A 15,426-nucleotide genomic window follows, 5' to 3' on the forward strand; every position below is an offset into this window, starting at 1 on the left:
CTCGTTGGACGGAAGTGTCGCTTTCGGGTCGTCGCGGGCGGGCGCTTGGGTCCCACATCTCACTTCCGTGCCTGCAACGCGAACAGGAGCGCCACCGACCCGACGAGAAGCGCGAGGAGCGCGACGACCGACCGTCCGCCGGTGACGCCGGCGTATATTCCGTAGCCGAGCGTCGCCCCGGCCGCATACACGAGGGTGCTGCTCAGCCCGTGGACGGCCTCGATTCGGAACGTCGAGGGCTCCCGCCCGACCTCGCGCGCGATGCTGAACCCGTGTTTCCCCACGTCCCACGCGAGGAGTACGAGGAACGCGGCCGCGAGCAGGAACGGCGGTGTCAGACCCAAGACGCCGGCGAGCACGACTGACCCCGCGAGGAGCGCGATGCCCGGCGCGTAGGCCGACTCGACGCCGAACGTGAGTGCACCAGCGAGCGAGAGCACTCCCAGCGCGCCCATCGCGAGCGCGGGGACCGAGACCGCGGTAATGACGGCCGCACCGGTCGCGGCCGCGAGCGCACCGCCGCTGCTCCGGAGCGGCGGGGCGCTATCTGGACGTCGTGGCACGGCTTTGACCACCGCGCGTCACCTCCCGTAGCGGTTCGGTCGGGTCCCAATCGCTCGCGGGGATACCGGCCGCTCGAAGCCGCCGCAGCCGTCGCTCCCTCGCGAGCGACGCGTATCCGGACTCGTAGCCGCGAGCGTGCGTCCGAGCCGTCGGGTCCGGACTGAGAACCGAAACGGGGTGCCCGTGCGCGTCGAACCGCCGCGCGGCGGTCACGCTCGCGTCGTCGGAGAGCGGCGAGACGAAGACGACCCGCGTGTCCGCCCGAACTCGCCGGTGAATCTCGTGAACTGCCGCGGACGCGTCCACCTCGCCGTCCGGAGGCTCCCATCCGAACGCGGGGTTGGCCACCAGCGCCTCCCGAAGCCGGCGGTGGTGGTCGCCTCCGCGGCCGGGCGGGAGCCGACAGGACCGCGGTGAGAGCGCCGCGAGACCGACCGGCACGCCCGCGGAGCGGAAGCGAGAGGCGAGGGCGTCAGCGGCGGCGACGCCCTGCTGGACGACCGGCTCACCGTTGCCGTCGCCGTCGCCGTCACTGTCGCTATCGCCCCCGCCACCCCATGCGACGTAGGCCTCGGTCCGCGCGTCAACGACGACGAGCACTCGCTGGCGTCGGTGTTCGTGAAACGCCACCGTCGAGAACTCCCCCGTCTTGGCCTTCCGTCTCCAGTCGATTCGCGATGGGGGGTCACCCGGTCGATACTCTCTGACGGAGTGGAACTCGACGCCCGGCCCCGGGGCGTCCGACCGCGACCGACCCGCTCGCGTCGTCGTTCTCGCGGGGGCGCGACCGGAAAGCGGTTTTGCCGGCGGGCGGCACGAAACCGTCGTCTCGGTGTCGACGAGCGTTTCCCGCTTGCGTACCCCGAGGGCGTCGCGCGTGACGACGAGCGCAGGGTCGAACGCGTGGTCGCCGCGGACGGCTTCGACCGTGTACGTGACGCTCGCACGCTTCCCCGGTCGGAGCGCGGTCGCGAACTTCGGCGACCCGTCGACCACGGCGAGCCCCGGCGGAACCCCGTCGACGAGTCGGAGGTCCGCGAGCGTCGCGTCGCCGACGTTCCGAACCGAGAGGGTCACCTCGACCTCGTCGCCGACCGCGGGTTCGGCGTCGCTGACCGCTCTTTCGACCGCCACCGCCTGCGATGGGGTCGGAACCGCGCGGGCGTACCCCGAGACGGTGATTCCGAACAGCGCGAGGAGGAGCAGTCCCGGTCGCAGCGTGACGATTCCGAGCCCGCCGACTGCGAGCGCTGCGGCGGTCACGCCGTGGACCCGGTCAGTCGCCGACTCGCGTTCGAGGCTCTCTTCGCCGTCCGGGAGATATCGGCTCGTCCGCACGGCGGGTTCGTCCCCGAACGCCGCCCGAACGTCGGCCGACGGGGCCGGTGTCACGTCGCCCGCGCCGGACCGCTTCGACAGCGCGGCAGCGGCGCGACGCGCCCGACGAGCGAACGGCGGCTCGCCGCGGACCAGCGCGCGGGCGTATCCCGAGGGCGACAGCGACGGGACGAGGTCGCCGGCGAAGAACGCCGATGCGAGCGGGTCGTCCGTCCAACTCCCGTCGCGGAGCCGCGTTTCGACCTCACTCGGGCTCGGCCCGTCACCCCGAGAGAGCACGCTCGTCGCCGCGCCCCGGAGGTCGTCGCGGAGCTCCCGGCGGTTCGCCGGCTCCGCGTCGCGCCGGTCGGTCCACTCGATTGCGTTCACTCGCCGGGCGAACTCCGCCCCCGACGGGTCGTACTGCGGACGACGCTCCGGCGAGGGGAACGCGTCTGCGGTGGCCGCCTTTCCCCCACTGTCGCTCGCGGCGTCCCCGCTGAGAGCGTTCAACAGCGAGCGGGCGGCGAGGGCGGCGGCGGCGACGCCGACGACGGCGACGGGTGCCGTTCGGGCGGCCCCTGTAAGTGAGACGCCGCGGGCGACGCCCGGAGAAGCGACGAGCAGTACGCCGACGAGGCCCGACGCGAGGCCGACGAGCAACAACCCGCGGCGAGCGCGGCTCACGGTTCGCGCCCGTCCGGCCAGTTCTCGTCTCGCCGCAGCGCGTCGAGCGCGTCTTCGGCCCGTCGCTCGCGCTCGTCGGTCGGCCGTTTCCCGCCGTACCGAACTGCGCGGAACAGCTCGGTGAGTGACTCGACTGTGCCCGCGGGCAAGCCGGCGTCGGCGGCCGTGCGGGCGAGTTCGGCCGGCGTCTGTCGCGGGGTGGCCGCCGCGCCGAGCGCGGACACCATCGCGAACCAAGCGCGGGAGATGCCGTTCGCCGGCGGGCCGCCCCAGTCGGACGGCGCCGGCGCGTTCCGTTCCGACGGTTTGTGGTCCGCGCCTCCCCGCTCCTCCGTCGTCTCGGCCGCCCGCGCGTCGTCGTCGGTGAGTCGGCGGAAGACGAGCACCACCGCACCGACGACGAGTGCGCCCCCGACGGCGAGGCGCGAGCGCAGTCCGCCGGCCGGCGACGACTGCTCCCCGAGACTGCCGAGTACGCCGTCGTCCGGAAGCACCAGCCGACCGACTGAGGGTCGGTCCGGACGGTCGGGTTGCCTGCTCGGCCCCGACTGCTCGCGGGGCGCTACCGACCCATCGGCCGACTCCGCGACGGCCGGTCCGTCCGGTCTCGCGGCGTCGAGCGACCCCGCGGCGAGGCCGAGGGTGATGAGCGCGAACGCGGTGATGGCGAGGGCGGCGACGTGGGTGGTTCGCATGGGTGTGCGGACTGTGTCGGGTCGTCACCGCCTCGCGACGAGGCCGATGAGGGCGACCAGTGCGACCAGCGCGCCCCCGAGCAGTACGCCCGAGAGGTCCGACGACGCGTCCATGCTGAGCCAGAGCCCGCTGACGAGACAGGCCAGCGCACCGGCGGCAGCAGCTGTTTCGAGGGGTCTGACGGCCGCCGGGCCGTCGCCGAGTCGTCCGACCACAGAGCGTCCGAGCACGACGAGCGGGAAGACGCCCGCGACGACGACGCCGAGGTGAATCGCCACGACGCCGGCGATTTCGAGTGGTGGGACGATGCCACTAGTGGCCGCCCCGAGGGCATACGTTCCGAGGAGCCCGGCGAGGAAGGCCGCGAGGAATCGTTCGACGCTGTCCGTCGAGACGCGGGGGAGGGTGTCCGTAACGGGAGCCATGCGCAAACATTTCAATTCATTGCTAAAAATACCCGAGGTTCCCCGACCGCGGGCGAGCGGTTCCGGTCGGCTGCGACCGAAGGTACTTTATGATTTTAGGTTGGCCTAAAAATATGGGAGAAGACGACGCCTCTCGAATCGGGCTGACGCGGCGACGGTGCCTCAAACGTGGCGGTGCGGCCGCCGCGGGCGGATTGCTCGCCGGGTGTACGAGCGACCCGTCGGGGTCGACAGACTCGACGGCGACCGAAACCGCGGACGCGACCGCGACCACGACGACGTCCCCCACCGAGACGGAGACGACGACCGACGGTGAGGGGGACAGCGGTTCGTACTCGGTGTCGATGGCACCGGTCGGCGAGGTCGAGTTCGACGCCGTGCCGACGAGCGTCCTGACCTACTACCCGGTGTCGGCCGACGCGGCGGTCGCTTTCGGCCACGGCGACGCCATCACCGGTATCGGCTACGACAAGGAACTGTTCGGCAACACGGTCGACTACTACTACGACGCGCTCGACGGCGTGGAGTTCGAGTGGGAAGAGCTCGGTCGCGTCACGCCGGCGTCGAACCCGAACGCCCTCGACAGAGAGCTGTTCTACGAACTGGACAGCGACGTTCACTTCCTCGACCCGGCTCTCCTCCGGAGTAGCTCGTTCGATTGGTCCGAAGACGAGGTCGCGTCGATCGCGTCCGACGTGGGTCCGTGGTTCGGCAACTACTACAGCCGGACGAACGCCGAACCGCCGGAGCCCTACCGCGACCGCTACGAGTACTACACGCTGTGGGAGTACCTCGGCCACATCGCGGCGGTGTTCCGGGAAGAAGAGCGCTACCGAGCGTTCAAGTCGCTTCGCGACGAGCTCGTCGCCCGGATACAGGCCGACCTCCCGCCGGTGTCCGAGCGGCCGTCGCTCGCGGTCGTCGCCTACACCGGCGGGACGTTCTGGCCGTACGACTTCACGCAGGAGGGCTACCTCTGGGCGCACCTTCGACCGTTCGGGATGCCGAACGCCTTCGCGGCCACCGACGCCGAGACCGGGTCGGGCGGGTCGTACGACTACGAAGCGATGGTCGAAACCGCGCCCGACGTGGTCCTCCGGTACTGGGGGACCGCGCTCGGCGACTCGTTCAGTTCGAACCGCGAGGCGGTGCTTTCTGACCCCCTCGCGGACGAGGTGCCCGCGTTCCGCGACGGGCGGTACTTCCCGTCCGGAAACGGGATGCAGGGGCCGATTATGAACCTGTTCCAGCTGGAGATGACTGCGAAACAGCTGTTCCCCGACCGGTTCGGGGAGTGGCCCGGCTACGGCGATGGCGAAGCGTACCCCGAGATACCCGAGGACGGGCGGCTGTTCGACCGTGACCGCGTCACCGATATCGTCACCGGCGAGTTCTGACCGTCGGTCGGGCGACGGCCGGACAATCTCGGTCGGCGACGCCGCACCTCGAACCGAAATTATTAGATTCGAAACCGAGCGCCGTCTCGCTCGGTCCCTAACTATAGAGGTCGAACCTATGTGTCACCTCGGGAGTTATCATTTGATAACTACCGATGACGACCTCGAAATCTCCGCACATCGTCTACGTTGACGACGATTCGGCGCTCTTGGACCTCGGCGAGACGTACCTCCGAAAGCTCTCTTCGTTCGAGGTGACGACCTGTGCGGACCCCGAAGTCGCTCTCGATATCGTTCGTGATTCTGATATCGACTGCGTGGTCAGCGACTACGACATGCCGGCGATGACCGGCGTCGAACTCCTCGAAACGGTCCGCGAGGAACACGGCTCGCTCCCTTTCATCCTCTTTACCGGCAAGGGGAGCGAGGAGGTCGCGAGCGACGCCATCTCCGCGGGCGTCACCGACTACCTGCAGAAACAGCCCTCCTCCGAGCAGTACGAACTGCTCGTCAACCGCATCGAAAACAGCGTCTCGGAACACCGGGCGACCCGCCGCGCGGAGCGCTACGAGACCGTCCTCGAAGCCCTCGGCTACCCCGTCTACGTCGTCGACGAGCGCGGCCGCTTCACCTACGTCAACGACGCCTTCGCCGACCTCTCGGGCCACGCCGTCGACGAGATTCTCGGGCGCGGCCCGGAACTCGTGAAAGACGACGGAGACGTGCGGAAGGCGGCCGACGAACTCGGGGGGATTCTCTCGTCGCGCGGCCCCGACACGACCCAGTTCGAAATCGAGATACGGACGGCCGACGGCGAGGTAGTCCCGTGCCGCGACCACATGGGGTATCTCCCCTACGAGGGCGAGGCGTTCCGGGGCTCGGTCGGTATCCTCCGGGACATCTCCGGTGAGCGGGCGCGCCGGGACGAACTCGCCCGCGACGAGCACATCATCCGCGCCGCGGGCGACCCGGTTTACTCGCTCGACTCCGACGACCGCTTCGAGTACGTCAACGACGCCTTCGTCGACCTCGTCGGCCACGACCGCGAACGCGTCCTCGGCTCGCACCTCTCGTCGTACCTCCCCGACGCGGACTACGAGACCTACGAGTCGCTCCGGGCGTCGCTCGGCGACGGCGCGGAGACCGACCGGCTCACCTTCGAGACGCAACTCCTCGCGGCCGACGGCGACGGCCGCGACCGCGTGCCCATGGAGTGTCACCTCACGCTCTTACACGACGACGGCTGCGAGGTCGTCGGCACGACGGGCATCCTCCGGGACATCTCCGAGCGACTGGCCCAGGAGGCCGAACTGTCGCTGATGCGCCGCGCCATCGACGAGGCCTCGGTCGGCATCACCATCACGGGCCCGAGCGAGGACGACTGTCCCATCGTCTACGCCAACGGCGCCTTCGAGGACCTCACCGGCTACGACGCCGAGGAGGTTCTCGGCGAGAACCACCGCGTCCTGCAGGGACCGGACACCGCCGAAGAGGACTGCGAGCGGTTCCGCGAGGCCATCGCCGACGAAGAGCCGTGCAGCGTCGAACTCCTCAACTACCGCCGCGACGGGACGCCGTTTTGGAATCAGTCCGAGATAACGCCGGTCCACGGCGACGACGGGAGCGTCACGAACTACATCGGCTTCCAGCGCGAGGTGACAGAGCGCAACGCCCGCCAGCGCCTGCTCGAACGCCAGAACGAGCGCTTCAGCGAGTTCACGCGCGTCGTCTCCCACGACCTCCGGACCCCGCTGACGACCGCGCGGGGGTACTTCGACATCGTCGCCGAGTCGCCCGGCGACGCGGACGCCGAGGACCTTCGAAAGCTCGGACAGAGCCTCGACCGGGTCGAGGAGTTGCTCTCGGACCTGACTGCGCTCGCCGCGCAGGGTGATGCGGTCGCCGAGCCGGAGCCCCTCGACTTCCGGCGCGTGGCCGAACGCGCGTGGGAGACGGTCCCGACCGCCGACGCCGAACTGCGGTTCGACCGGACCGACGGCGGCGCGTCGCGGACGATAGCGGCCGACGAGAGCAGGCTCCGACAGCTCCTCGAAAACCTGTTCGAGAACGCCGTCGTCCACGGCGGCGAGGACGTGGTCGTGACGGCCGGCCGGACCCGAAGCGGGTTCTTCGTCGAGGACGACGGCGAGGGCTTCCCCGACGGCACGCCCCCTCACGAGTGCTTCGAAGCCGGGGTGAGCGAGCGCCGCAGCGGCGGTCTCGGCCTCGCCATCGTCAAGCAAATCGCGGCCGCCCACGACTGGACGCCCGCCGCCGAGTACGGTTCGAACGGGGGCGCGCGGTTCGTCTTCACCGAGTCGACGACGGTCGCGAGACCGCCCGCCCAGCGATAGCGGGGCGACGGCTGACGCCCGTGCCGCCGATTACAATTTCTAAAATTTTCACACTTTTTGGCCGAATAGTCTCGGTTCGTCACTCGTTCGAGGCTCGCGGCGGCCGTCCGCACATCCTTAAGAACCCCTCGGAGAGTTAGACACCCATGGTCACGAATCGCATCACGGTGTCGCTCGACGAGGACGCCCAGTCGGCGCTCGACGGCCTCGCCGGCCGGACCGACAAGGCGCAGAGCGAACTCGTCCGGGAGGCGCTCGTCTTCTACGCGGCCAACTTCGAGGCGGCGACGACCGACGCCGGGCCGAACCTCGAAGCCTACCACCAGATGCTGTCGAGCGGCGAGCACGTCCTCCTCGACGTGGATTTCCTGCACACGTTTCTCGACTACGTCGAGGACGACGACGGCGACCCCGACCCCGCGTTCCTCGACGCCGTCGACCGGGTGGCGTCGTTCCACGCCCACGAGTACCGCGACCGGTTCGAATCGCTGGGCGAACTCCTCGACTGGCTGTCGTTCTGCGGCTTTCTCACGGTCCGTGCCTCCGAGGGCGACACCTTCCACGTCGTCTTCCCCACCGAGTCGGTCAAGTGGTTCATGTCGCGGTTCATCGCGCTCAGCACCGAGCAGTCCCCGTTCGACATCGAGGTCGAAGAGGGCGTCTCGAAGGTGCTTCTCACCGAGGTTCGGTGAGGTCCACACTCGCCGCCGATTTCACACTCGTTCATACTCCTTCATACGCGCTATCTCGGCGGTACACGGCCTTCTCAACGGGGATTTATCAATCAGAGTTTGATACGTCAATCCACCTCACAGGTAGAACCATGAACATCATCGAACGCTTGAAATCTATCGGCCCGGGCGCGATGGTCGCCGCCGCGTTCATCGGTCCCGGCACGGTCACGACCGCGAGCGTGACGGGCGCGCGATTCGGCTACGCGCTCGTCTGGACGATCGCCTTCTCCATCGTCGCCACCATCGTCCTTCAGGAGATGAGCGCCCGACTCGGCCTCGTCTCCCGCGAGGGGCTCGGCGAGGCGCTCCGCAGCCAGTTCGACAACCCCGTGCTGTCCGGGGTGAGTATCGTGCTCGTCGTCAGCGCTATCGGCATCGGCACGGCCGCCTACGAGACCGGGAACATCCTCGGCGGCGCGGCCGGACTGGAGGGCCTGACCGGTATCAGCGCCAATCTCTGGGGGCCCGCGATGGGCCTCGTCGCCGGAGCCCTCCTGTGGTCCGGCAAGTACAAACTCATCGAGAAGGCCCTCGTCGGTCTCGTCTCCATCATGGCCGTCTCCTTCCTCATCGACGCCATTCTCATCGGCCCCGACCTCGGCGCGCTCGCCCGCGGGTTCGTCCCGAGCGTCCCGGAGGGGTCGGCGTTCCTCATCACCGGCCTCATCGGGACGACCGTCGTCGGCTACAACCTCTTTCTCCACGCCGGGAGCGTCCAAGAGCGGTGGGCCGGCCCCGAGGAGCTAAACGAGTCGCGGGCCGACACGATTCTCTCTATCGTCCTCGGCGGCTTCATCACTATCTCGATTCTCGTCACCGCCGCGGCGGCGTTCCCCGTCGGAACGAACATCCAGAACGTCAGCACGATGGCCGAACAGCTCGAACCGCTCGTCGGCACGCAGGCCAAGGTGTTCTTCGGCATCGGGCTGTTCGCCGCGGGCTTCACCAGCGCGACGACCGCCCCGCTGGCCGGTGCCTACGCGACGGCGGGGGCGCTCGGCTGGGACACGGACCTCAAGTCCACGAAGTTCCGCGCCGTCTGGGGCTCCATCCTGCTCGTCGGTATCGTCTTCTCCGCGGTCGGCTACAGCCCCGTGCAGGCCATCGTCTTCGCGCAGGTCGCGAACGGCGTCCTCCTGCCCATCGTCGCCGTCTTCCTCATCTACGTGATGAACGACCGCGACATCCTCGGGTCGTACGCCAACACCACGCTCCAGAACGTCGTCGGCGGGCTGGTGACGCTCGTCGTCGTCTGGCTCGGCCTCCGAACCCTCTATACGGTCGCCGCCGATATGGGGGTGTTCTGATGGACGCAGAAACCCGAATCGGCGTCGACGTCGGCGGCACCTTCACCGACGTGGCGCTTTTGACCCCAGAGGGCCGCCTCGTCACCGCGAAGGTCCCGAGCACGGACGACCAGAGCGTCGGCGTCGTCCGCGGCATCGAGAAGGCCTGCGACGACGCCGGCGTCGACCCGGCCGAGGTCGACGCGTTCACCCACGCGATGACTGTCTCCGTGAACGCGCTCCTCGAAGACGACGGCGCGAAGACCGCGCTCGTCACCACCGAGGGCTTCCGCGACGTGCTCGAAATCGGCCGACAGGCCCGCCCCGACCTCTACGACGTGACCGCGGACAAGCCCGACTCACTCGTCCCGCGACGCCGTCGGTTCGAGGTGACGGAGCGCGCGACGGTCGAAGGCATTCAGACCGAAGTCGACGAGCGCGAGGTCCGCGCGCTGGCCGACGACATCCGCGACTGCGGCGCTGAGAGCGTCGCCGTCTCGCTCTTACACGCCTACCAGCACCCCGAAAACGAGCGCGTCGTCGCCGACGTGCTCCGCGAGGAACTCGACGCGCCGGTCTCCGCCTCCCACGAGGTGCTCGCCGAGTTCCGCGAGTTCGAGCGTACCTCGACCACCGCGGTCGACGCCTACGTGACGCCCGCCATCGACAGCTACCTCGGCCGCCTCGAATCGCGGGCCGCGGACCTCGGCGTCCCGGTTCCCAAAATCATGCAGGCCAACGGCGGCATCGCCCCGGCCTCGACCGTGCGCGAGCACGCCGTGACGACCACGATGTCCGGCCCGGCCGCGGGCGTCGTCGGCGCGGCGGAGACCGCGACCGACTCCGCCGACGACCTCGCGGGGCTCGTCACCTTCGACATGGGCGGCACCTCCAGCGACGTGAGCCTCGTCCGCGACGGTGAAGTCGAGCGGACCACCGACGCCGAAATCAACGGCCGGCCAATCAAGACGCCGATGGTGGACGTGAACACCGTCGGCGCGGGCGGCGGTTCCATCGCGTGGGTCGACTCGGGCAACGCGCTCCGCGTCGGGCCGCGCTCGTCGGGTGCGAACCCCGGCCCGGCCTGCTACGGTCGCGGCGGCACCGAGCCGACCGTGACGGACGCGAACGTCGTCCTCGGCTACATCGGCGGCAGTTCCGCCCTCGGCGGCGAACTCTCCCTGGACGTGGACGCCGCCCGCGACGCGCTCGCGGGACTCGCCGACGAGACCGGACTGGACGACGCGCTCGCGGCCGCCCGCGGCGTCTACCGCGTCGCCAACGCCAACATGACGCGGGCGATTCGCGCCGTGACGGTCGAGCGCGGCCGCGACCCGCGGCAGTTCGGCCTCGTCGCCTTCGGCGGTGCCGGGCCGATGCACGCCGCCGCCCTCGCCGAGAGCCTCGACATCGAGACCGTGGTGGTCCCGCGGGCCTGCGGCGTCCTCTCGGCGTACGGCCTGCTCGCGGCCGACCAGAAACACGACTCGGTGCGGACGCTCCGCCGACCCCTCTCCGGCCTCGATGCCGGGGCGGTCGACGCCGCCTACGCCGACCTCGAAGCCGACACGCTCGAAGACGTGGCCGACCCCGACGACGCGGCGGTCCGGCGCGCCGCCGACCTCCGGTACGTCGGTCAGAGCTTCGAACTGACCGTCCCCGTCGGCGAGACGTTCGACGCCGAGGCGGTCGAAGCGCGGTTCCACGGGGCCCACGAGAGCGCCTACGGCTACCGCCTCGACGATCCGGTCGAACTCGTCAACGTCCGGGCGACCGCCGTGGTCGAGCGCGACCCGCTCGACGTGACCTACCGCGGCGGCGGCGACGCCCGCAAGGACACCCGCGAGGCCTTCTTCGACGGCGAGTTCCGAGAGACGCCCGTCTACGACCGCGACGGCCTCGGCGCGAGGACGACCGTCGAGGGGCCGGCCATCCTCGAACAGCACGAGAGCACCGTCGTCGTGCCTCCGGCGTGGGGCGGGACGGTCGGAGCCGACGGGACGCTCGTCCTGACAAGCGGGGGTGACGGCGAATGAACGACCGCGAGGTCGACCCCGTGACGCTCGAAATCATGCGCAACCAGTTCGAGAGCGTCGCCGAGGAGATGGGACAGGTGCTCATCACCTCGTCGTACTCGCCGAACATCAAGGAGCGCCGCGACTGCTCGACGGCGCTGTTCGACGCCGACGGCCGCCTCGTCGCGCAGGCCGAACACATCCCGGTCCACCTCGGCGCGATGCCCGAGGCCGTCGACACGGTCCTCGACTACGGCCCGGAACCGGGCGACGTGTTCGTCCTCAACGACCCCTTCGAGGGTGGGACGCACCTCCCCGACGTGACGATGGTGTCGCCGCTTTCGGTCGACAGCGAGGTGCTCGGCTTCGCCGTCTCGCGGGCGCACCACGCCGACGTGGGCGGGATGACGCCCGGCAGCATGCCCGCCGGCGCGCGCGAAATCTATCAGGAGGGGCTTCGACTCCCGCCGGTCAGACTCGTCGCCGGCGGCGAGACCAACGACGACGTGCTGTCGCTGCTCCTCGCCAACGTCCGCAACCCCGGCGAGCGCCGCGCCGACATCCGCGCGCAAATCGCGGCGAACGAGCGCGCCGAGGAGCGACTGGCCGACCTCGTCGGGGAACACGGCCGGTCCCGCGTTCTCGCGGCGTTCGACGCCGTGATGGACTACTCCCGGAACCGCGTCACCGCGGAACTGCGCGACCTGCCCGACGGCGAGTACCGCGCCCGCGACGTGCTCGAAGGCGACGGCGTGACCGACGACGACATCCCCATCGAGGTGACCGCGACGGTCGACGGCGACACCGTCGAGTTCGACTTCGCGGGGACGGCCGACCAGGTCGCCGGCAACGTCAACGCCCCGCTGGCGGTCGCGAAAAGCGCGGTGTACTTCGTCGTTCGCTGCGTCACCGACCCCGAGATTCCGCCGAACCAGGGCTGTTACGACCCCATCTCGGTCGAGGTCCCCGACGGCTCGCTCCTCAACCCCGACGCCCCGGCGGCGGTCGTCGGCGGCAACGTCGAGACCAGCCAGCGCGTGACCGACGTGGTCTTCGCGGCGCTCGCCGACGCGGCCCCCGAGCGCGTCCCCGCGCAGGGACAGGGGACGATGAACAACCTGACCATCGGCAGTCGCGCCGGCGGTTCGGACGGCTTCACCTACTACGAGACTATCGGCGGCGGCTTCGGCGGCCGCGCGGGCGGCGACGGCATGGACGGCGTGCAGGTCGGGATGACGAACACGCTCAACACGCCGGTCGAGGCGCTGGAAGCCGAGTACCCGCTTTTCGTCGAGGCGTACGGCCTCCGCGAGGGAAGCGGCGGCCGCGGTGAGTTCCGCGGCGGTCTCGGTATCGTCCGGTCGGTCACGGTCGAAGCCGACGCGACCGTCTCGCTTCTCACCGAACGCCGGCGGGTCGCCCCTCGCGGCATCGCCGGCGGCGAGGACGGAGCGACCGGACAGAACCTCGTCGACGGCGAGGCAGTCCCGTCGAAGACGACCCGCGACGTGCCCGCCGGCACGACCGTCACGGTTCGGACGCCGGGCGGCGGCGGCTACGGCGACCCCGACGACCGCGATGACGACGCACGCCGCCGGGACCGCGAGGACGGAAAAGCGGACTAGCGTCGGCCGGTCAGTTGGGCTCTGGCGAGGGGACACGGGGAGTCCCCGCGCCGGCGTAATCAGTCGCCATAGAAATCACACACTGCTGACTAAACGGTTCGATATTCGGGTTGTACTCTCTCCTGACGAGCTGTGGCCCGATGGACGCGTGCTTAGATGGGCTCGAGCAACAAATTCTACAATTTTTAAAATTTGTGAGTGGTCCGCTTATCGTGTCAGGAATCAGTGTTCGATAACCGTTATCTCCTCGACGGGCCACTGACTGAGGAGCTCGACGCCGTCGTCGCGGACGACGACCATCTCCTCGACGCGGACGCCCTGTCTCCCCGCCGGCTCTTGGGTCTCGACGGCCATCGTCATCCCCGCCTCGATTTCGATGGGATGGTCCGGCGAGAGGCCGCGCCAGATGAGCGGTACTTCGTACAGTTGAAGGCCGAGGCCGTGGGCCCAGTGATTGGTCGTCAACTGCCAGTGGTCGTCCGCGCCGTACCAGTCGGCGTGTTCGCCCGCCATGTCCGGAAACGCCGCCGCGATTTCGTCGGTGGTCTTCCCCGGCTCGATTTCGTCGAGGACGGCGTAGAGGTTGTCGCGGGCCGTCTCGTAGGCGTCGCGCTGTTCGTCGGTCGGTTCGCCCATCGAGAAGGTCCGGTAGTAACACGAGCGGTAGCCGAGGTAGCCGACGTTGTAGAAGTCGGCGTAGACGAGGTCGCCGGGGCGAATCAGTCGGTCCGTGGTGTTCGCCTGGTGCTTCGGCCACGTGTTCGGCCCCGACGTGAGGTAGCCGCCCTGCGCCATCGCGCCGTGCCGCCAGAGTTCGCGGACGGCGTCGCCCCACACCTCCGACTCCCGCGCGCCCGGCTTCGCGTTCTCGGCGATGGCCTGAAAGCCCGCCTCGCAGACGGCCGCGACCTGCCGCAGACACTCGATTTCGTCTTCGGTCTTCGTCTTTCGGGCGTCCTCCATCACCGCCGCGCACTCGGCGGGTCGGGTGTCGATATTCTTCGATTCGAAGGCGTCGAGCAGCCCCGCGTGGCCGGTGTCGATGCCCATCGCCTTGTCGGCGAGGCCGTACTCGTCGAGGGCGTCGACGACGGTCTGGGCCATCTTGTCGAGGAGGAACGACCGGGCCGAGTCGCGGCCGGAGGCCCGCGGGACGTTCCCCAGCCCGGGACAGGCGTAGCGAACGTCGGTCAGCCACGGGCAGTTGTATCGCTGGTTGCTCGCGTGGTCGGCGGTGTCCCAGTGGACGACCGTACCGTCTTCCAGAAGCAGCGAGTAGTGGTCCGCACCCGACCCGCCGGTCATCGCCAACCCGGTCACGTACCGGATGTTCGGGTCGTCGATGAGGAGCATGCTCCCGAGGCCCGCCTCGCGCATCCGCGAGAGAGCGCGGTCCTTCCGCTCCTCGCGCATCCGCTTCACGTCGATGCGCTGTTCCCAGTCGACGGCCATCGTCCCGCGGGTCCCGCTCATGAACCCCCGCTCGTGGAAAGGCATACGCCCACCACTCGTGACTATCACATTAATTTGTTGTAGATGGGCAGTGCGAGTGTACCTCATGATTTATTGTCTTATACGTGAATCGGCAGGTGTACGCATGTACAAGCACGTAGCCCTGCTTGTCCGCAAGGCGGGGATGAGTCACGACGAGTTCGTCACGTACTGGCAGGACAATCACACGCCCATCGCCCGCGACATCGAGGGCGTCGTCCGCTACCAGACGGTGGTTCCGGTCGACCCCGAGGTCTCCGAGTTCGACGGTCTCGCGGAGTTGTACTTCGACGACCTCGGCGCGCTCCACGACGCGCTCGGCAGCGAGGGCTCGCGCGACTACGACCCCGCGAAGGGGACGGCGAAAGCGGCGAGAGACGACGTGGACAACTTTCTCGACGTCGAGCGACGCCCCCGAATCATCGGCGAGGAGGTCGTCGAGAAAGACGAGACCGGCGGCGACACGACGGGACTCTACAAGCACTCGGCGTTTCTCGTCCGCAAAGACGGGATGAGCCACGACGAGTTCCTCGACCACTGGGCGAACACCCACGTCCTCCTCGCCCGCGAGATTCCCGGCGTGGTCCGGTACGCCCGCGTCGTCCCGACCGACCCCGAACGCGCCGAGTTCGACGGCGTCGCCGAACTCTACTTCGAGAGCCTCGACGCGCTTCGGGCGGGCCTCGGCCACGAGTCCTCGCGCGACTACGACCCCGACCACCCGAAGGCGAAAGCGCCCCGCGAAGATGTTGACAACTTCCTCTCCATCGGCGACCGCCCGCGGTTCGTCGGCCGCGAGACGGTCCAGAAAGACGTGACTGGGGGCCGCTGAGCG

Annotated in this window: 12 protein-coding genes; 7 read left to right on the top strand and 5 right to left on the bottom strand. The window is 69.2% G+C overall.

The window, feature by feature from the left end; genetic code table 11:
* Positions 1-59: 59 nt before the first annotated feature.
* Genes C454_RS19150 through C454_RS20590 form a run of 4 tightly spaced genes read right to left on the bottom strand, consistent with a single transcriptional unit; the run spans position 60 to position 3,689 of the window.
* A complete protein-coding gene (locus C454_RS19150) occupies positions 60-563 on the bottom strand; it encodes a DUF7519 family protein (protein WP_004978254.1) in 504 nt (167 codons plus the stop codon).
* On the bottom strand, positions 544-2,568 hold the full coding sequence (locus C454_RS19155) for a DUF58 domain-containing protein (protein ID WP_049905302.1): 2,025 nt from the start codon (positions 2,566-2,568) through the stop codon (positions 544-546). Before C454_RS19155 ends, C454_RS19150 begins: the two co-directional genes overlap by 20 nt.
* The gene (locus tag C454_RS19160) at positions 2,565-3,263 is read right to left on the bottom strand and encodes a DUF4129 domain-containing protein (protein WP_004978258.1); all 699 of its coding nucleotides are present in this window, start codon (positions 3,261-3,263) and stop codon (positions 2,565-2,567) included. Before C454_RS19160 ends, C454_RS19155 begins: the two co-directional genes overlap by 4 nt.
* Positions 3,264-3,287: 24 nt before the next feature.
* A complete protein-coding gene (locus C454_RS20590) occupies positions 3,288-3,689 on the bottom strand; it encodes a hypothetical protein (RefSeq protein ID WP_004978261.1) in 402 nt (133 codons plus the stop codon).
* 113 nt (positions 3,690-3,802) lie between these two features.
* Here C454_RS20590 and C454_RS19170 point away from each other — a divergent pair, with 113 nt between their 5' ends.
* From C454_RS19170 to C454_RS19195, 6 genes are all read left to right on the top strand, one after another.
* Entirely contained in the window at positions 3,803-5,086 is a 1,284-nt protein-coding gene (locus tag C454_RS19170) for an ABC transporter substrate-binding protein (protein ID WP_004978262.1), read from the top strand.
* Positions 5,087-5,241: 155 nt separating this feature from the next.
* Complete coding sequence (locus tag C454_RS19175; RefSeq protein ID WP_004978264.1) at positions 5,242-7,440, top strand: PAS domain S-box protein; 2,199 nt, start codon at positions 5,242-5,244, stop codon at positions 7,438-7,440.
* Between the two features lie 146 nt (positions 7,441-7,586).
* Positions 7,587-8,132 carry a ribbon-helix-helix protein, CopG family gene (locus C454_RS19180; RefSeq protein WP_004978266.1) on the top strand — a complete coding sequence of 182 codons (546 nt, stop codon included), beginning with the start codon at positions 7,587-7,589 and terminating at the stop codon, positions 8,130-8,132.
* Between the two features lie 131 nt (positions 8,133-8,263).
* On the top strand, positions 8,264-9,481 hold the full coding sequence (locus tag C454_RS19185) for an Nramp family divalent metal transporter (RefSeq protein WP_004978267.1): 1,218 nt from the start codon (positions 8,264-8,266) through the stop codon (positions 9,479-9,481).
* Positions 9,481-11,496: a hydantoinase/oxoprolinase family protein gene (locus C454_RS19190; protein WP_004978269.1), complete on the top strand. Its 2,016-nt coding sequence runs from the start codon at positions 9,481-9,483 to the stop codon at positions 11,494-11,496. The genes C454_RS19185 and C454_RS19190 overlap by 1 nt, the downstream gene beginning before the upstream one ends.
* Complete coding sequence (locus C454_RS19195; RefSeq protein WP_004978271.1) at positions 11,493-13,100, top strand: hydantoinase B/oxoprolinase family protein; 1,608 nt, start codon at positions 11,493-11,495, stop codon at positions 13,098-13,100. Before C454_RS19190 ends, C454_RS19195 begins: the two co-directional genes overlap by 4 nt.
* A 222-nt stretch (positions 13,101-13,322) precedes the next feature.
* On the opposite strand, the gene C454_RS19200 is transcribed toward C454_RS19195, so the two are convergent.
* A complete protein-coding gene (locus tag C454_RS19200) occupies positions 13,323-14,597 on the bottom strand; it encodes a M24 family metallopeptidase (protein WP_049905303.1) in 1,275 nt (424 codons plus the stop codon).
* A 100-nt stretch (positions 14,598-14,697) separates the two neighbouring features.
* Between C454_RS19200 and C454_RS19205 the strand changes: the two genes are divergently transcribed.
* Entirely contained in the window at positions 14,698-15,423 is a 726-nt protein-coding gene (locus tag C454_RS19205; RefSeq protein ID WP_008093939.1) for an EthD domain-containing protein, read from the top strand.
* The last annotated feature ends 3 nt before the right edge of the window (positions 15,424-15,426 follow it).

This window comes from Haloferax gibbonsii ATCC 33959 (assembly GCF_000336775.1).
GTDB lineage: Archaea > Halobacteriota > Halobacteria > Halobacteriales > Haloferacaceae > Haloferax > Haloferax gibbonsii.